The organism is Bifidobacterium ramosum, assembly GCF_009299505.1.
In the GTDB taxonomy this organism is placed as follows: Bacteria; Actinomycetota; Actinomycetes; order Actinomycetales; family Bifidobacteriaceae; genus Bifidobacterium; species Bifidobacterium ramosum.
Window position 1 is genome coordinate 64,799 of record NZ_WBSM01000006.1, and the last position, 18,938, is coordinate 83,736.

Here is an 18,938-nt window from a genome sequence, read left to right on the forward strand (position 1 = left end):
ACTGGGCGATATGTCGACAGCAGTGTCCAGTCAACGACCCTCCAACCAGCGCGGTTCCGATGCCGAAACGATCGAACCGCGTCCCAAACGCGTCCGCAAGGATCCCGACGAACGTCGCCGCGAAATCCTGCGCGCCGCGGTGCGGCTGATCTCGGAACGCGGCTACAACGGCATCTCCATCCAGGACGTCGCCGACGAAGTGGGCGTCACCAAGCAGGGCGTGCTGCGGTACATCGGCAGCAAGGACAACCTGCTCGCCAAGGTCTACCGCGACAACTACAACGCCACCGGCAACGTCGAGGACTTCCTCGAGTCCGGGCTGCCCGGCTCGCGGCCCGACGACCTGCGGTTCCCCGCCTACCTGCGGTATCTCGTCCGGTACAACGCCGGCCGGCGCATGCTGGTGCAGCTGTTCTCCATGCTGCAGGTCGAGTCGTTCAACCCCGATCACCCGTTGCATGATGAGTTCGCGGGGCGGCAGGACGCGATCTGGCGGTATTACTGCGGGTTCGACTGGCGTATTCCTCCGGCGGTCGGCGCGTGGGAGGAACGGATGCGACCGACCGTGCGGCATGCGATGGAGATCATGGACGGCGTCCAGCTGCGGTGGCTGCGCGAGCCGGCCATCGATCTGGTCGACGAATGGCTGGAGCTGGAGCCGATGATCTTTCCGTCGCCGCTCTGGGACGGCTATCGCTGACGGGCTGCGCTGTTGGCTGTGTGCTGTTTACTTTTGCTGTTTGCTGACAGATGATTTGGCCTGTCTGCTAACGGGTAATTGGCCCGTCGGCCGTCCTGCCGCTCGACCTCAACGGACATCCAGTCGACAGGGGCGTCGAAATCGGCTGGATGTCCGTTGAGGGGAGCGACGGAGACACGCCGGTGACCGCCGGTCGTAGCGGTCGTATGTGTGGATTGTGTTCAGCATCATCCCCCCGTAACGGACATGCAGTCGAAAACGATGCCCGAATCGGCTGGATGTCCGTTATGCGGGGGAGCCGATGGAATCGGCGTCTGATTGAATGGTAGTGACCTGCGGATCGGATGGCGTCGGATAAGGAGCGTGGACCATGACGGGAACGACGGGCGTGTGCTACGGGTTGCGTGAGTTGTGCGGCGACACGCGCCGTACGACGCGCGATGGTGCGGCCGACGTTGCCATGGTCGGTGGCGTTGCGGCGGCTGGTGACGCGGCGTCGCGCGACGACGTGCCGGTCGATGACGTGCTGGCGTTGTTGTGTTCCGACGATCCGGGCACGACGGACGTGTTGCTGGCGGCCGGCGCGCCATGCGTGGGCAAGACCGCGTTCGCCATGGACGCATTGACCTACGGCCTGCGTGCGTTCGGCCAACATGCGGCGGTGATGGCGGTATCCGGCCGACAGGAGGCCGATCGGCTCGGCGATGCCGTCATCCGTGAGTTCGGTTCGATGACGCAGGCCCGACCCGTCACCACGCTGTCGGCCATCGCCTTCCGGCTTATCGCCGACCGTCGCGCCGCGCTCGGCGAACCGCTGCCGAAACTGCTCAACGGTGCCGAACAGGACGCGTTGCTGCGGCAGGTGGCCGTCGCACACGTCCGTCATATGGAGGCCGGCGAACCGTGTGACACCTGCGCGCTGCTGCGCGAATACTTCGCCTCCGATGATTGGGCCGACGTGGTGACGCGCGAGGACGCGACCGTTCCGCGCCGTCAGCGCCGCGGCACCGGAGCCGGCGACACCGATGCGCAGGACCGTCCGTCGTCGGCACGCGGCATCAACGACGCGTTCGTTCGGCAGCTGCGCGACATGATCGCTCGCATGAACGAACTCGGCGCGGCGCCCGACCGCGAGGCCGCACTCCTGGGCGCCTTGGGGGAGTGGTCGCCGCGAACGGAACGCCTGCACGTGCAGTGGCGGTTGGCATTCGAATTACGTCGGGAATACGCGCGGACCGTCGTCGCCTCGTACCCCGGCGAATACCGTCTCGATTCGTCCCGACTGCTCGCCGAAGGCGTGGCCGTCGTACAGGCCGGCGTCGAACTGCCGCGGCTCGTGGTGGTCGACGACGTGCAGGATCTGACGCTCGCCGGCTTCGCGTTCCTCGACGCGCTGCGGCTGCACGGCGTGAAACTCGTGTTGGTCGGCAATCCGGACGAGGCGGTGCAGATCTTCCGCGGATCCTATCCCGAGTACGTGTTCGCGCAGGTGCGTGACCGGTTCGGCGCACGCGAGCTGCGCATCGTACCGGCGACTGCGGGGCGGGAAGCCGCGACGACAGCCGTGCGGCACACGTACCGTGATCTGGTCGCGTCGCGCGTGTCGCTGTCGATCCGTTCGCCGCAGGACGAACCGTTGCCCCTGCCGGACCGCCCCGGCAAACTGCCGCGATGGGATGGCAGCCTGCCGATCGCACGGCTGCATGGCGGTGATCCGCTGCCGGAGGACGGCAGCGTCATCACCGCGCTATACCGCTCGCCGGCGGAGGAACTCGACGACGTGGTGTGGCGCATCACCCGCGAGCATCTCCTTGCCGGTCGCGATTGGAACGACATGGCGTTGATCGCCCACGACAACGCGACGGTGCGCTTGTTCGGCGAACGACTGCGCCGTGACGGCGTGCCGGTGCGCTATTCGTCGGTGACCCGCCCGCTCAAGGACGAACCGTTCGTTCAGGGATTGTTCGCGTTGCTTGAACTGGCCCGGTTGCGCAACCGCGTCGCCGAAGGCGGGCCGGCCGCGATGCCGATGGGACTGTCCGGCACGGCGGCGTTCGTACGGTCATGCGTGACCACGCTGATGTGCTGCCCGCTGATCGCCGTCGGCGGCGGTCGCGATCACGAGGGCTATCCGGCGCGGCTGACCGGCGTGGAGGCTGCCATGACCGCACTCGGCTCCCTCGCCGCCGTACTCGGTGACACGGATGACCCGCCGTCCGAGTTTCCTCTGCCGGAGGAAACCGCTCGGCACCATGGGGCCGAGCGCGCGCAAACGCCGGCCGCCCACTCCCTCGCCCGTCTCCTCGACGCATGGCACGCCATGCGCTCCGCGGCACTTACCGCCCGCAGCGAGGCCACCGTCACCACCGACGACAGCCTCGTCACCCCGGCGGCCCCATCCGACGACGATCTGCCCTTCGGCACACAGGCACTCTATCTCCTGCTCGCCTTCGGCGACACCGACGCGGCGCTCGCCTCCATCCAAGCCGTCTGCGGCGTCGATCCGCATGCACAGGCATTCGCCCGCCTGTGGAATCTCGTCGCCACGGTCGCTAAAGGGTTGCGCGACCTGCCGTCACCCGAACCGCAATACGCGCTGTGGCTCGCATGGGACGCCTGCGGCGTGGCCTCCCGTTGGCAACGCGAAGCGCTGAACAACACCGATGCCGGCCGTGCCGCCAACGATCGGCTGGATGCGGCGATGCGCCTGTTCGACTACGCCTCCGGCTCGGCAGCCGCCAAGGACCTCACCGGATTCATCGCACAGGTGCGTGCCATGCGCATTGAAGCCGACTCGCTCGCCAAAACCGCGCCCGTCGATCAGGCGGTCACGCTCACCACGCCGGCCGGCGCGGCGGGCCGGCACTGGCCACTCATCTGGATGCCGGCCCTGCAACAGGGCGTATGGCCGAATCTCGCGGCGCGCAACACGATGTTCGGCGGCGAAGATCTCGCCGACGTGATCCTTACCGGCGCGCTCGCGGACACGGTCGACGCGCAGCTGGAATCCGTGCTTGCCGGCGAGCAGAAGGGTCTGCTGGTCGCCGTCACCCGTGCCACGGAACGGGTGACGATCAGCGCCGTATACAGCGACGATCTCACGCCGTCCGACTTCCTATACGCCTATCTGCCGGAACGGTTCGACCGTGCTGTGCATGCCGATCCCGCACGGCGTGCCTATGCGGAGGTCGGCGAGTCGAGCCGTTTCGACGGATTGGACATGACGCCGCGCGGACTGGTCACGGCGGCGCGCGTCGCGTTGGCGACGTTGCCGGACGACGCGCCGGCACGGCGGGATGCGCTTGCCGCGTTGGCGGTGCTGGCGGATGGTGGTATCGGTGCGGCCGATCCGGCGAACTGGCCGTTTGTCGGTGGCCTCGATGCATCTGACGCACGTGACGCGGGTGATGCCGGCGGTGCGAGCGAGGATGCGGATGCCGATATGGCCGACGACATCGATCCTGCAGCCGCCGGCCGCGTCGATGCCCGATCCGGCGCGGCCCCATCCGCGTATCCGGCCGACGGGCCGATCGTCACGCTGTCGCCGTCGTCGGTGGACGGCATCTGGGCGTGCCCGGTCTGTTGGCTGCTCGAAAACCGGTTCTCGGGGCCACGCGCCGGCAGCACCGCCACCGCGTTCGGCTCACTCATTCACGCGGTCGCGCAGCGGGCCAGCGAACAGGGCCTCGACCTGCCGGGCAAGCGCGCCGACGCCGCCGGCACGGTGTTGCCCGATACGCCGGATGCACGCATCGACGCCGTACGCGACGCGATGACGGCCATCTACCAGTCCATGCGCCCCGACCCGTCGCAGATCGTCGACCCGGTCGAACGCTACCGCGCCATCGTCAAGGACCGCGACGCCGATGCCGTGCTCGGCCGCATCGCCGGCTACTTCGTCAACTCCAATACCGTCGACTATCCGACGAAGAACACGAAGAACTTCACCGTCGGCACGCTCGACCACGCCGAATGCGAGCGTCAGTTCCGCGCGATCATCACATTGGACGACATTCTCGCCGCCTATAATGCGCTCGACGGCGTCGATCCGATCGATCGTGCCACGCTGCGCGCCATCATGGGAAGGCTCGTCGACGGATGGCCTGAAGGCATGCGTGACGATCTGCGCGTACGGCTCACCGGCCGCATGGACCGCGTCGAATACCGTGTCATGCCTGGCGGCGCCATGCGCATCCGCCTCATCGACTACAAAACCGGAGCGGTGCCGACCGCCAAGGCCATCGTCAACGACCTGCAGCTCGTGTGTTACCAGCTGGGGCTCACCTTCCCCGAAACGCCGGACGGCCGACGGCCGCAGCCCCCACATATCGCCCAAAGCGTACTGTTCCACGTAGGCGCCAAGGATGCGCCGGCCCTGAGCTATGGCGCCGAAAGCCTCTACCAGCCGCCGCTGTTCGACGGCATGAGGCTCAACGACCACGGTTTTCTCCCGCGTGCCGGATACCGCGACGCGGCCCGGTTGCTGGACGTTCCCGACCTCGACGGGCCGACGCCCGAAGGCGTGCCCGAAGCGGCCTGGCGGCAGCTCCTCGCACTGCGCGGCACACAGGCCGTCTGGTCGCTCACCATGATCGCCCGCGTGTTCTACGCGGCCGCGGCCAGTCGGTCCGCGCATCTTACGGCCCATCCGCAACCATCCCATGTGGCGTTCTGCCGCATGTCCACCGTCTGCCCGGCCTGCGCCGGTCAGATCGACACCGTCTTCGAAACGAGGCAGGCATGAACGACACCGCAGCTCATTCGTCCGATTCCGCCGACCCGATCGCAGTCCGCCCATCCGCCGCTCCCACCGACAGCCCCGAACAGGCGCGGGTCGTCAACGCGCCCGCCGATGACACCGTGCTTGTCGTCGCCGGCGCCGGCAGCGGCAAGACCTACACGATGACCCGGCGCATCATCAACCTCATCGCACAGGGCGTGCCGCCCGAACGCATCCTCGGCCTCACCTTCACCCGCAAGGCAGCATCCGAGTTGCTCGCCCGTGTGTCCGCCGCCGTGGTCGCCGGTGACGGTACCGGTGACCACGCCGGTGTCGGCACCGCCGCACGCCGCGCCTTCCTCAAACCGGAGGTCGCCACTTATGACGCGTTCTTCCAGTCGATCGTGCGTCAATACGGCCTGCTCGTCGGTTTCGACCAGAACACGCAGCCGTTGAGCGAAGCCGGTGCGATGCAGCTCGCCTCCACGGTGATCGACCGGCATATGGACACGCTGTTCGCCTATGATTTCGGTTCGTTCGCGAGCGTCGTACGGCAGGTGCTTGGCTTGTCGCATGCGATCGGCAACGCGATGATCGGCGGCGGCATCGTCACCGTCGATCAGGCCATCGCACGCATTCGTGCATGGGACGCCGACTTCCTGCGCCAGCTCGACACGGCCATCGGCGACCAGCTGGTGCCCGAGTCCGAGCCCGCGCCGAAACCGCCGCGTCGGCTTAAAAAAGACACCGACCGGCAGTATGCGGCCAAATGCGAGGACTATCGCGCCGCACTGCACGACCTGTGCGTCTACCGGTGCGCCGCGTTGCGCGACGTCACGCGGCGCCGCGAGATCCTGCTGACCCTGGTCGAGGATTACGAGCACGAGAAACGCCGGCAGAACATGGCCGAATTCAGTGATTTCACCCTCGCCGCATACCGGCTCGTGTCACAGTTCCCGTCAATCGGCGAACGCTACCGCCGCCGGTACACGCACGTGCTGCTCGACGAATACCAGGACACCTCCACCACACAGGCCATGCTGCTTGCCGCGCTGTTCCATCCCGATACCGGTCACGGTGCGGCCGTGAACGCCGTCGGCGACCCGTTCCAGTCGATCTATGCGTGGCGTGGCGCCAGTCCGGGCGCGTTCCGCATGTTCCAGCGCGATTTCGACATGGGGAAGGACGCGCGGCCGTTCCCTCTGAGCGTGACGCGCCGCAATGCGCGCATCGTGCTCGCCGCGGCCAACGACCTCACCAAGCCGCTGCGCATCACGCCGCGACGGCCGGGCAGCTCGCTCATGCACGAGGTCGGCGTGACCGAACTGACCGCGCTGCCCACGGCTCCCGAAGGCACGCTCGGCGTGCTGGGCCTGACCACCTTCGGGCAGGAGGTAGACGCGGTGGCGCGGTTCGCCAAACGGGCGATCGCACGGTACACGCCGGGCGGTGCCGAGGCGGTGGTCGATGCCAGTGCGAAGGACGTGCGCCCGCACGTGGCGGTGCTGTTCCGGGGCGGCAAGGAGCGCATGGCCGATTTCGCGCAGGGACTCGAACAGGCCGGGCTGACCACGATGGTCGTCGGTTATTCCGCATTGCTCGACCGGCCCGAGGTACGCGACCTGCTCGCCCTCCTGCACGCCGTGGCGGACCATACCGACACGAACGCGCTCATGCGGCTGCTCGCCACGCCGAGGTTCGGGCTGCGCGGCGCCGATCTGGCGGCGTTGGCCGATCTTGCGGACCGGTTGGACACCCAGTACCGGTACCGCGCGCTGGTCGAAGCCGGCGTGATCGAAGGCTGCGCGGCGTCCGGCGGCGTATCCGATCTTACCGATGCGGAACGGGAACGTCGCGCCCGCATCGTCAAGGAATACCGCGATCAGGTGCCGCACGCCGTGTTCCTTGCCGATCTGCTCGCCCGCAAGGATTTCCCCGATCTACTCGCCGACGATCCGGCATTCGGCGCGGCGGCCGCGGCCGGTCTGACACGCGCCGGCGCGATGATCCGGCAGGTGCAGGCCGTGGCGAACCATCCGCTCGCCACGGTCATCGACACCGCCGTGCAGGCCCTCGACCTTGACATCGACCTTGTCGTCGCGCAGGCGATCAACCACCCCGACCGCCCGGTGAACCCGACACGGGCGCGCGGCGCACTCGACTCGGTTGCCGCTCTGGTCACCACGTACACGCAGGAGATCGTCGAAGGACAGAACCCGACCCTGCGCGGCTTCGTCGGCTGGGTGGATTCCCTCAAACAGATCGAGGAGGAGACGCCGGAGGCGCCTGATACGCCCGTTGACGTGGTGCTCATGACCATCCACCAGTCCAAGGGCTTGGAATGGGATGCGGTCGCCGTGGTCGGCATGGCCGACGGACGGTTCCCCAGCGGTCAGGGAGGCCTGTCGATCACGCCCGACGAACGACATCCGGGCGGTGCCGACGGCGATGTATGGACGCCGCCGGAATACCATGCCACCGTGCCGACGTGGCTGGATGACCCGTCCTCGGTGCCGGTGCCCGTGCGCGTGGACGCAGGCATCCTACCGAGGTTCCCGCACGACGCGGAGCCCGGCGGCGATGCGACCGACGCGTTGCGGATGCTCGACGACGTGGAAGTCATCGACGACGAGATCTACGGCGACCTGCGCGCCGCCGACCTTGGCGACGAGACGGACGCCGTGGACCCGGACTCCTGGTACCTCACCCAGCAGGAGGAGTACGGCCGGCGGTTGTTGGCCGACGAACGCCGGCTCGCGTATGTGGCGTTGACACGCGCCCGGCGTGACGCGTTGCTGACGTACAGCGTGTATGCGAGCGCCGATCGGGACCCACGGCCATTGTTTGCCGACGGCAAGCCGCGCGGTGCGCGCAAGCCGTCCGTGTTCTGGACTGAAGTGCATGACGCGTTGGCCGGACACGCTGGTGCGATCGGCGTTGGCGGCGGTGACGGCATGCCTGATGGGCCGTCCGGCATGGGGGGCGGCGATGCCGGCCAGCCGGCGGCTCGGGAATCCGGTGCGGCGGGGGAGCCGGAGACATTGGCTTCGATCGGCGCGGACCGACCTGAGGGATTTTTCATGGGGGAGGCGGCCGAGTCCTATGCACACGCCGTGGTGGACGATGCGTGGGATGCGCCGCTCGAACCGCATGCCGCCGATACCGCAGCGCTCGTCTGGCCTGCTGCATTGTCCGCCGAGGTGCGCGCCAAACTGGGTGTGGAGTCCACCCCCCCTGCTCCCCTCAGGCCGCTGCGCGGCCAGCTCCCCTCGCCGAGGGGAGCCGCGTTGCAGGAATCGACTCCCCTCAGTCAGCGCAGCTGACCGAGGGGAGCGGCGCCACTACCTCCGGCGCCGTCCCAGCCTCCGACTCGCTCCTCACCCGCGCCCGCATGCTCGTCGCTGACCACGACCTCATGCCGTGGTCCGTTGTTGATGACGTCCAACTTGACGCGCGTGTACGCAGCCAGGCCGAGCGGCTGCTCGCCCGTGGCCGTCAGAACGTCACCTCGCTGCAAGCCCGCGCCGGCACGCTCAATGCGCGCGAATCGCGGCTGCTGTGGCGCGGTCTGATTCGCCCCATCCCACGCGTCGCCTCGCCGGCCGCCGAATCCGGCACGCGTTTCCACGCGTGGGCCGAGCGGTTCATCGATGCGTACGACGACGATCAGATCATGGATGCCGCCTCGATCGGCACGTCCGCAGATGCCACGGCATCCGATGCCGTCGGCACCGGTCGCGTCGCACAGTCGCGCGATGCGATGCTCGCCGATCTCGACGCGCGCGAGGCGACGGCCGACGGCAAGGAACGACGGCTCATCCTGTGGCAACGCCGGCTCGCGGCGTCACGGTGGGCAAGCCGACGGCCGGCATGGACGGAACGGCAGATCGTCGTCGCCATGCCGCAGCTGTCCGGATCCATCGTCAACGGCAAACTCGACGCCGTCTTCTACGGCGGTCTCGACGATGCGGATGGGGCGGCGGGCGACACGCAAGGCGTCACGAAACGCTACACCATCGTCGACTGGAAAACCGGCAAACGTCCGACGTCGCCGGACGACATCGCGGAAAAGCTCGTGCAACTCGACTGGTACCGCCTGCTGCTCGCCGCCGTCGAACACGTGCCGCTGGACAGTATCGACGCGACCCTCTACTATCTGAATGAGCCCGATGAGGGCCGGCGCGAGCTGCACGCCCGCGCGAAAACCGAAGATGAGATCCTTGCCGAGTTGAGCTCCGGTATCCCGGAACAATCCGACAACGACTGACGCCGCGGCGAACAAGGGCCGCGGAGCTGCCTGCGGAGGGAACGCATCGCAGGCGTCGTTGCGGATGGGAGCCGCGACCCTTGGAAGCATGTGTGGGCGGGCACACGTGCAGGACGCAACACAGTTAAGGAGAACAACCCATGGCTGCGACGAACGCAACCACCATCACCGCCGAGCACGGCGGTTCCGCCAACCTCAATCCCACCCATCCGAACGCTCCCGGCGCATCCGGCATCACCTACCGCCGCATGGCATGGAGCGACGTCGACGCCGTCGTCAAGGAATTCGACGACACCTGGGGCGACTGGTCCAGTGCCGCTGGCACCCCTGCTTCGATCGCCCTGTCGCGACACTTCGTCCTGCACTACCTCGAACCGGCCACCGGCGCGACCATCGCCGAACGCGACGGCCGGTTCATGGGCGTGCTCATCGTCCGCGTACCCGGACGGCCCATCCTCTTCCCGCAGGCGAAGCAGACGCTCGCCGACACCGATCAGGCGCTCGCCGCCGACAAGGCGCACGGTGCGGCGGCCCTGCGCGAAACCCTGCAATGGCATGCGCTGGAAACCGACCTCGAACGCGACACGCACGTCAACGACACCACGCAGGCCGAGATCGAGCTGTTCCTCGTCGCCGGCGCGGCACGCGGCCACGGCGTCGGCGGCACCCTGTGGCGTGGCGCGATGCGCGACTTCGCCGGTCTCGGCGTCCGCCGGTACTATCTGCACACCGACTCGAGCTGCGACGTGAGCTTCTACGACCATCAGGGTCTCGACTGCGAGATCGCATGGTATGCGGCCGACCATCCGCAGTACGGCGACGACATGGACGACATCTTCATCTACAGCGGGGAGGTGGCCGCGTGACCGCCGCCACCGCAACGCAGTCCCGGCCGTCGCCGTACGCGCAGCTGTTCCGCATCCCCGGCACCAAGGCGTTCTGCGTGGCCGGAGCGGTCGCCCGACTGCCGATCTCCATGATGAGCCTCGGCATCGTGCTTGCCCTCAATCATCTGTACGACAACTGGACGATCGCCGGGTCGATGAGCGCCGCGTACATCCTCGCGGTCGCCGTCGTCACGCCGTTCTACGCACGCCTGTTCGACCGGTTCGGCCAACGCCGCGTCGGCGCGGTGGCCCTGAGCGTGCAGGTGATCGCCATGCTGTCCTTCGCCTTCGCCGCGCTGAACCGTGTGCCGATCCCGCTGCTGTTCGCGCTGGCGGTCGTCATGGGACTGACGCAGTTCTCGTTCGGCGCGCTCGTGCGCACCCGCTGGGCGTACGCGTTGCGCGATTCCGGCAACGAATCGCTGCTGAACACCGCGTACGCGATGGAGTCGGCCATCGACGAGATCGTGTTCATCGTCGGGCCGATCCTGGCCGCGTTCCTTGCCACATCGGTGCACCCGGTGTCCCAGCTGTTCGTGCCGACGCTCGCATGCGGCATCGGCGGCGCAGTCTTCTTCTCGCTGCGGCGCACCCAGCCGCCGGTCCTCGAGCCGGTGAACGTCGGGCCGGCCGGTGCGCCGGCCGGTGCGCGGCAGGTCGACGATCTGACCATGCGCCAGCTGCGCACCGGCGCGCCGAAGGCGAAAAGCGCGTTGCGATACCCCGGCGTGCTGCCGATCCTCATCGTCTTTCTCGTGTTCAACATGAGCTTCACCGCGTTCGACGTGTCGGTCACCGCGTCGATGAAGGCCGCCGGCGTCGAACAGTGGCTCGGCCTTCAGCTCGCGATGTTCGCGGTCGGCTCGTGCATCGGCGCGGTGATCTTCGGCTCGCACGAGGTAAAGGGGTCGCACTGGCGGCACATGGTCATGTTCCTGACGTTGCTCACCGTCGGATTCGTACTGCTGCGGCTCATGATGGACAGCTTCGTCGTGCTCGGCCTGCTCGAAATGCTCACCGGCCTGTGCGTGTCGCCGCTGTTCGCCACCGGCAACCTCATCGTCAAGGACGCCGTTCCCGCGCGTTCCCTGACCGAAGGCCTGTCGTGGCTCACCACGGCCGGCTCGGTCGGCACGTCGTTCGGTTCGACATTCGCCGGCGCGGTGCTCGACGCGGCCGGTCCGCACGTGAGCATGATGATCCCGTGGATCGCCGTCGGCTGCTCGGTGCCGCTCGCCCTGCTCGGCTGGGCGTTGGCGCGTCGTCGCGGCTGACATCGGCCGTGTGCCGCCAGCGGACGCACCGCTGGCTTGCCGTGGTGTTGGACGTGCGATATCGGACGTCCAACACCGGATGGTATTGACGGATGATACGTGCGCCGGTCGGCGGTCGTGCGAACGATACGATGGTGCACGTATCTGATTCAGCCGATGGACGCGGGCCGGCACCGCCGGAACATCGGCCCGCACGCAAGGAGGACATATGATTCGAGTTTCCGTGGTCGGCGCCAAGGGGCGCATGGGCTCGCACGTGGTCGAGGCGGTGAACGGTGCGGCCGACATGCAGCTTGCGCTCGCGCTCGACGCCGGCGATGATCTCACCGCGATCACGCCCGACAACACCGACGTGGTGGTCGAGTTCACCGTGCCGAGCGTCTCGCTGGGCAATGTGCTCGCACTCGTGAGGCAGGGCGTGGACGTCGTCGTCGGCACCACCGGCTGGGCCGACGAGAAGCTCGATCAGGTGCGCGCCGCGTTGGACGGGGCGCCGCGTGAGAGCCAGACCGTGTTCATTGCGCCGAACTTCGCGATCTCCGCCGTACTCGCCGATCATTTCGCCAAGGTCGCCGCCCCGTACTTCGAATCCGCCGAGGTCATCGAACTGCATCACCCGACCAAGGTGGACGCGCCGTCCGGCACCGCCATCCACACTGCGCAGGCCATCGGCGAAGCCCGTCGCGCGGCCGGACTCGGCGAGATGCCCGATGCGACCCAGACCGACGGCGGCTCGCGTGGTCAGGTGGTCGACGGCGTGCACGTGCACGCGGTGCGCCTGCGTGGCCTCAACGCCCACGAGGAGGTGCTGTTCGGCAACGCAGGGGAGCAGCTGGTCATCCGCGCCGACAGCTTCGACCGCATCAGCTTCATGCCCGGCGTGCTCCTCGCCGCCCGCAAGGTCGCCTCCGGCGCCTACCCGGGCCTCACTGTCGGTCTCGACCACTTCCTCGACCTGTGATCCTGTAATGCAGGTAATGCGCGTGGCCTCACCGCAAGAGCCTCGTCTCATGCGGCTTCGCTTCGTGCTCAATCCCTCACCCCCCTCCAACGGACATACAGCCGATTCTCCCACCCGAATCGGCTGTATGTCCGTTGGAGGGGAGAGGTGATGAAGCGTTGCCAAGCGCCTCGGGGAGGCTTATGCCTCATCGGGAGCGGGCGGCGGATGGGCGGTTCGGGCCGGCATCGGGCACGCGTCCCGGGCGAGAAGTACCGTAAACCATATGAGTGAGACGATGCATCTTCTTGATCCGGCCCCGTTCGGGCGCATTCTGCCGGCCATGGTCACCCCGATGAAGGCCGACGGCTCCGTCGACTACGAGGCGGCCCAGAAGCTGGCCAAGCAGCTGGTCGCGGACGGTGCGGACGGCATCGTCGTCAACGGCACCACGGGCGAATCGCCCACCACGCATATGGACGAGAAGGTCGAACTTGTCACGGCCGTCCGCGAAGCCGTGAACGTGCCGATCATCTCCGGTGCCGGCTCCAACGACACCGCGCACACCGTGCGCATGGTCGAACAGACCCAGGAGGCAGGCGCCGACGCGGTGCTCGTCGTCGCGCCGTACTACTCGCGCCCGTCGCAGGACGGCGTCTTCCAGCACTATCAGGCCGTCAACGAGTCGGCCGACAAGCCGATCATCATCTACGACGTGCCCGGCCGCACCGGCCTGCACATCCAACTCGAAACCTATCGCCGCATGGCCGAACTCGACCATGTCGCGGCCGTCAAGGACGCCACCGGCGACATCGCCGGCGCGGTCCGCAAGCGCATGGAGACCGGCCTGACCTGGTACTCCGGCGATGACGGCCTCTTCCTGCCGTTCCTGTCGGTCGGCGCGGTCGGCATCATCTCCGTGATCGCCCACGCGGCCGCCGGCCCGATGCGCGACCTCGCCAACGCGTTCGACCGTGGCGACATCCACGAGGCGCAGCGCCTCGCCGTCCAGCTCGCCCCGCTCGTCGAAGCGATGAACGGCAACGGCTTCCAGGCCGTCATGGCCAAGGCTGCGCTCAAGGTGCGCGGCATCCTCGACGACACCACCATGCGCCTGCCGAACGTCGGCCCCGGTCCGGAGGAACTGCACCGCGCCGAAGAGGGCATGAAGGCGTCCGGTCTGCTGTAACCGCAAACGGCCCGCATCCGGCGCCGCCCCGACATACGTCGTTCCCAGCACAGGCGGGAACACCAAGTAACAGAAACCCAACAAGGAAATGGTCACAGAACAAGCAACCACTACCACCGCGCGCAAACGCGCATCCAAGCACACCGACAAGCCGACCGAATCCGAGCAGATGGCCGCCGCACAGGCCGCCGTCGATCTGCTCGATGATCTCGATCTCGGCGTCGCCGACAAGAAGCCGGCCAAGTCCACCCGCACCCGCAAGTCGTCCGCCAAGGCCAAGACCGCCGACCGTGACGACGCCAAGTCCTCCGGCCGTAGCCGTTCCTCCCGCTCCTCCAGCCGAGGCGGCACCCGTTCCGGCAATGCCGGCGGCCGCCGCGTCTCCCGTGCCGGCCAGCCGGCCACCGCGCCCCAGCAGGACGCCGTGCTCATCGCCCCGCCGAAGTACCGCAAGGGCTCGCTGCGCATCGTGCCGCTCGGCGGCCTCGGCGAAATCGGCCGCAACATGAACGTCATCGAATACAATGGCCATCTGCTGCTCATCGACTGTGGTGTGCTCTTCCCCGAGGAGGAGCAGCCGGGCGTCGACCTGATCCTGCCGGACTTCGACTACATCAAGGACCGTCTCGACAAGGTCGAGGCGCTCGTGCTCACCCACGGCCACGAGGACCACATCGGCGGCGTGCCGTACCTGCTCAAGCTCCGCCCGGACATCCCGCTCATCGGCTCCAAGCTCACCCTCGCGTTCGTGGAGGCCAAGTGCAAGGAGCACAACCAGCGCCCGACCATGGTGCCGGTCACCGGCCGCGACAAGATGAAGGTCGGCCCGTACCAGCTCGAGTTCATCAACGTGACGCACTCCATTCCGGACGCGCTCGCCGTGTACGTGAAGACCCCGGCCGGCACGCTCATCGATACCGGCGACATCAAGCTCGACCAGCTGCCGCTCGATCACCGCATCACCGACCTCGTCGAATTCGGCAAGATCGGCGAGCAGGGTGTCGATTTGCTCATGATGGACTCCACCAACGCCGAGGTGCCGGGCTTCGTCAAGCCGGAGACCTCGATCGGCCCGGCACTCGACCAGGCGTTCGCGCAGGCCAGCCGCAAGATCATCGTCGCGAGCTTCTCCTCGCACGTGCACCGTGTGCAGCAGGTCGTCGACACCGCCCACAAGTACGGTCGCAAGGTCGTGTTCGTCGGCCGTTCGATGGTGCGCAACATGTCCATCGCCGCCGACCTCGGCTACCTGCACCTGCCGGAGGATACCGTCATCGACTTGAAGCAGGCGCATGACGTGCAGGACGACAAGATCGTCTACATGTGCACCGGTTCGCAGGGCGAGCCGATGGCCGCGCTGGGACGCATCGCCGACGGCAACCACCGTGACATCACCATCAACGAGTTCGACACGGTCATCCTCGCGAGCTCGCTCATCCCGGGCAACGAGCACGAGGTGTACAAGGTCATCAACAAGCTCGTGCAGCTCGGCGCGCGCGTCGTCAACCGCGACAACGCGGCCGTGCACGTCTCCGGCCACTGCAACGAGGGCGAGCTGCTGTACATGTACAACATCGTCAAGCCCAAGTGCGCGATGCCGATCCACGGCGAGAACCGCCATCTGGTCGCCAACGGACTGATCGCGGTCAAGACCGGCGTGGACCCGGACAACGTCGTGCTCGCGGAGGACGGCGACGTGGTCGACCTGTACCACGGCAAGGCCGCGGTCGTCGGCTCCGTGCCGTGCGGCTATGTGTACGTCGACGGCGACTCGATCGGCGAACTGACCGACGAGGAGCTCGAGAAGCGCCGCATCCTCGGCACCGAAGGCTTCGTGTCGAGTTTCGTGGTGGTCGATACCGACAACCGCGAGGTCGTCTCCGGCCCGAAGATCTTCCTCAACGCCGTGGCCGAGGACGAAAGCGAATTCGACAAGGTGCGCCACCAGATCGTCGAACAGCTCAACGACGCGATGATGAGCGGCACCCGTGACACGTACAAGCTGCAGCAGATCATGCGCCGCACGCTCGGCGGCTGGGTCGCACGGCAGCTGCACCGCAAGCCGATGATCGTGCCGGTCGTGGCGGACATCGCCACCGACGTGATCGAACGATAATCCCACAAGTTTGCAATAAATCCGAGGCGGCGTGACCGGCATAACCGATCACGCCGCCTCACGTTGACAAGGAGTGACATGCCAGGAGCAAACCTCACCCGCATCGAGGCCGAGGAGCGAGCCGGAATCGTCCTGAAGCCCATCCACTACGCCGTCGCGCTCGACCTGACCGTCGGTGCGAAGCACTTCGGTTCGACCGCCACCATCACGTTCGACGCGACGCCGGGCGCCACCACCTTCCTCGATCTCATCGCTGACGACGTGAGCGCCATCACGCTCAACGGCCAGCCGCTCGACCCAGCCACGGCCTACGCCGACAGCCGCATCACGCTGCCGAACCTCACCGCACACAACGAGGTCACCGTCACCGCCCTGTGCCGCTACTCGAACACCGGCGAAGGCCTGCACCGCAGCGTCGACCCGTCCGACGGCAACGTCTACTTGTACTCCCAGTTCGAAGTGCCGGACGCCCGCCGCGTCTACGCCGTCTTCGACCAGCCCGACCTCAAGGCCACGTTCGACTTCTCCGTGCTCGCCGCCTCGAGCTGGATCGTCACCTCGAACATGCCGGTCAAGTCCGTCACCGCGACCGACCACACCACCGCGGAAGGCACGCTCGGCGATCACGAGGCCGAAACCACCAAGGAATGGGTGTTCGAGACCACGCCGACCATGAGCTCCTACCTCACCGCGATCTGCGCCGGCCCGTACGCCGAATGGCACACCGCCTACCGCAACGAGGACGGCCGCGTCGTGCCGATGGCCCAGTACTGCCGCCAGTCGCTCGCCGCCGCGTTCGCCAAGGACGTCGACTACCTGTTCGACATCACCAAGAAGGGCTTCGCGTTCTACGACAAGACGTGGGGCGTGCCGTACCCGTACGCCAAGTTCGACCAGATCTACGTGCCCGAATACAACGCGGGCGCGATGGAGAACATCGGCATGGTCACCATCCGTGACTCCTACGTGTTCGAGTCCAAGGTGACCGACGCGCTCGCCGAGCGCCGCGTCGTGACCGTCCTGCACGAGCTCGCGCACATGTGGTTCGGCGACTACGTGACCATGAAGTGGTGGAACGACCTGTGGCTCAACGAGTCCTTCGCCGAGTTCACATCCACGCTCGCCACCGCCGAGGCGACCGAATGGCACGACGCGTGGGCCACGTTCTGCTCCGGCGAGAAGAGCTGGGCGCTGCGCCAGGACCAGCTGTCGACCACGCACCCGATCGTGGCTCCCATCAACGACCTCAACGACACGTACGTCAACTTCGACGGCATCACGTACGCCAAGGGCGCCTCTGTCTTGAAGCAGCTCGCGTTCTACGTGGGCCGCGACAAGTTCTTCCAGGGCATCAACGCGTACCTCAACAAGCACGCGTACGCCAACGCGACGCTCGCCGACCTGCTGCACGAGCTGGAGCTCACCTCCGGCCGTGACCTTAAGGCGTGGAGCGCGCAATGGCTCGAGCAGTCCGGCATTAACACGATCACCACCGAGGTCGCTACCGCGGCGGACGGCACGATCGAACAGCTCACGCTGCGCCAGAGTGCGCCGGCCGAGCATCCGGTGCTGCGCGCTCACCGTCTTGCCGTCGGCTTCTACAACGAGGATCCGGCGACCGGCAAGATCGTGCGCACGGATCGTTTCGAACTCGACGTGGACGGCGAGACGACGGTCGTCGCCGAGGCCGCGGGCAAGGCCCGTCCGGCGCTGATCCTCGTGAACGACGACGATCTGACCTACACCAAGCTGCGCTTCGATGACGCGTCGCTGAAGTTCGCGATCGACAACCTGCACCGCTTCGACGACGCGCTCGCCCGCGCCGTGATCTGGCTCGCCCTGTGGGACATGACCCGTGACGGCGAACTGGCCGCCGCCAAGTTCGTCGACACGACGCTGCACCTGCTCGCCACCGAAACCGAGTCCACCACGTTCCGCTACGCGCTCTCCTGCATGAGCACCGCCGCCTGGCACTACACCGCGCCGGCCGCCCGCGCGTCCGTGATCGAGCACGTGGCCGCCGAACTGTGGAAGCTCGCGTCCGCCGCTCCGGCCGGTTCCGACCAGCAGTTCCAGCTCGCCACCGCCTACCTCGGCTACGGCGAGGAGGGCGACGAGGCGTTCGCCGCGAACGCCCGCGGCCTGCTTGACGGTTCCGTTGCGCTGGAGGGTCTCGAGATCGACAACAACTTCACGTGGACGCTCATCAACGCGCTCGCCTCGGTGAACGTGTTCGGCGAGGCCGACATCGACGCGCAGCTCGCCAAGCGCGACACCACCGAGAACCGTGAGTTCGCCTACGGCGCGCGTGCGGTGCGCGGCGCCGCCGATGCGAAGGCGTGGGCGTGGGATCAGGCCCTGCACAACGACGAGCTGACCAACTCGCAGCTCGAGGCCGTGGCCCGCGGATTCGCCGCGACCCCGCGCGCCGACCTGGCCGAGCCGTACGCCGAGAAGTACTTCGCGACCGTCGACTGGATCTGGGAGCACAAGACCTTCCACATGGCCGAGGCGCTGCTCGAGGGCCTGTACCCGGGCTACGCCGATCCGGCCACGCTGGTCGAGCTCGGCAACGAGTGGCTCGCCAGCCACGAGACGGCCGACAACGCGCTGCAGCGCATCATCCGCGGCAACGTCGAGTCCTCGCAGCGTACGCTCAAGGTCCGTGACTTCAACGCGGCGCTGTAACGCGGCGCGATTCGGCCGATCGGTGACGGCAGACCTGGGCGGCCGCCACCGATCGCCGCGACTTGCTCACGGCGGGTTCCCTGCGCACCCTGCGCATCACGGGGAACCCGCCGTTGTCGTATCCGGACCTCATCCGACCGTATCCAGGCGGTCTCAA

The 18,938-nt window shown here is 67.4% G+C and carries 10 protein-coding genes; all 10 read left to right on the plus strand.

The annotated features are described in order from the left end of the window. The first annotated feature begins 10 nt into the window (after positions 1-10). The 10 genes from DSM100688_RS06475 to pepN all read left to right on the plus strand — a co-directional run bounded on the left by DSM100688_RS06475 (position 11) and on the right by pepN (position 18,781). On the plus strand, positions 11-700 hold the full coding sequence (locus tag DSM100688_RS06475) for a TetR/AcrR family transcriptional regulator (protein ID WP_152358330.1): 690 nt from the start codon (positions 11-13) through the stop codon (positions 698-700). A 613-nt stretch (positions 701-1,313) separates the two neighbouring features. Then, positions 1,314-5,444 carry a PD-(D/E)XK nuclease family protein gene (locus DSM100688_RS06480; RefSeq protein ID WP_338070087.1) on the plus strand — a complete coding sequence of 1,377 codons (4,131 nt, stop codon included), beginning with the start codon at positions 1,314-1,316 and terminating at the stop codon, positions 5,442-5,444. Then, entirely contained in the window at positions 5,441-8,743 is a 3,303-nt protein-coding gene (locus DSM100688_RS06485) for an ATP-dependent helicase (protein ID WP_163146797.1), read from the plus strand. The genes DSM100688_RS06480 and DSM100688_RS06485 overlap by 4 nt, the downstream gene beginning before the upstream one ends. Before the next feature lie 68 nt (positions 8,744-8,811). Continuing rightward, positions 8,812-9,687 carry a PD-(D/E)XK nuclease family protein gene (locus DSM100688_RS12370; protein ID WP_170286281.1) on the plus strand — a complete coding sequence of 292 codons (876 nt, stop codon included), beginning with the start codon at positions 8,812-8,814 and terminating at the stop codon, positions 9,685-9,687. A 140-nt stretch (positions 9,688-9,827) separates the two neighbouring features. Beyond that, on the plus strand, positions 9,828-10,553 hold the full coding sequence (locus DSM100688_RS06490) for a GNAT family N-acetyltransferase (protein ID WP_239519311.1): 726 nt from the start codon (positions 9,828-9,830) through the stop codon (positions 10,551-10,553). 110 nt (positions 10,554-10,663) lie between these two features. After that, complete coding sequence (locus tag DSM100688_RS06495) at positions 10,664-11,848, plus strand: MFS transporter (protein ID WP_239519325.1); 1,185 nt, start codon at positions 10,664-10,666, stop codon at positions 11,846-11,848. 208 nt (positions 11,849-12,056) lie between these two features. Further along, a complete protein-coding gene (gene dapB / locus DSM100688_RS06500) occupies positions 12,057-12,809 on the plus strand; it encodes a 4-hydroxy-tetrahydrodipicolinate reductase (RefSeq protein WP_152358332.1) in 753 nt (250 codons plus the stop codon). Positions 12,810-13,086: 277 nt separating this feature from the next. Continuing rightward, complete coding sequence (gene dapA / locus DSM100688_RS06505) at positions 13,087-13,977, plus strand: 4-hydroxy-tetrahydrodipicolinate synthase (RefSeq protein ID WP_420837490.1); 891 nt, start codon at positions 13,087-13,089, stop codon at positions 13,975-13,977. An 88-nt stretch (positions 13,978-14,065) separates the two neighbouring features. Beyond that, positions 14,066-16,093: a ribonuclease J gene (locus DSM100688_RS06510; RefSeq protein ID WP_420837487.1), complete on the plus strand. Its 2,028-nt coding sequence runs from the start codon at positions 14,066-14,068 to the stop codon at positions 16,091-16,093. 78 nt (positions 16,094-16,171) lie between these two features. Further along, complete coding sequence (pepN, locus tag DSM100688_RS06515) at positions 16,172-18,781, plus strand: aminopeptidase N (RefSeq protein WP_152358334.1); 2,610 nt, start codon at positions 16,172-16,174, stop codon at positions 18,779-18,781. The last annotated feature ends 157 nt before the right edge of the window (positions 18,782-18,938 follow it).

What these genes read in the sequence shown, in the direction of transcription:
- DSM100688_RS12370 (WP_170286281.1), top strand. Translation starts at nt 8,812, where the DNA reads ATGCTCGTCGCTGACCACGACCTCATGCCGTGGTCCGTTGTTGATGAC.
- pepN (WP_152358334.1), top strand. Translation starts at nt 16,172, where the DNA reads ATGCCAGGAGCAAACCTCACCCGCATCGAGGCCGAGGAGCGAGCCGGA.
- DSM100688_RS06480 (WP_338070087.1), top strand. Translation starts at nt 1,314, where the DNA reads ATGGACGCATTGACCTACGGCCTGCGTGCGTTCGGCCAACATGCGGCG.
- dapA (WP_420837490.1), top strand. Translation starts at nt 13,087, where the DNA reads ATGCATCTTCTTGATCCGGCCCCGTTCGGGCGCATTCTGCCGGCCATG.
- DSM100688_RS06495 (WP_239519325.1), top strand. Translation starts at nt 10,664, where the DNA reads ATGATGAGCCTCGGCATCGTGCTTGCCCTCAATCATCTGTACGACAAC.
- DSM100688_RS06490 (WP_239519311.1), top strand. Translation starts at nt 9,828, where the DNA reads ATGGCTGCGACGAACGCAACCACCATCACCGCCGAGCACGGCGGTTCC.
- DSM100688_RS06510 (WP_420837487.1), top strand. Translation starts at nt 14,066, where the DNA reads ATGGTCACAGAACAAGCAACCACTACCACCGCGCGCAAACGCGCATCC.
- DSM100688_RS06475 (WP_152358330.1), top strand. Translation starts at nt 11, where the DNA reads ATGTCGACAGCAGTGTCCAGTCAACGACCCTCCAACCAGCGCGGTTCC.
- DSM100688_RS06485 (WP_163146797.1), top strand. Translation starts at nt 5,441, where the DNA reads ATGAACGACACCGCAGCTCATTCGTCCGATTCCGCCGACCCGATCGCA.
- dapB (WP_152358332.1), top strand. Translation starts at nt 12,057, where the DNA reads ATGATTCGAGTTTCCGTGGTCGGCGCCAAGGGGCGCATGGGCTCGCAC.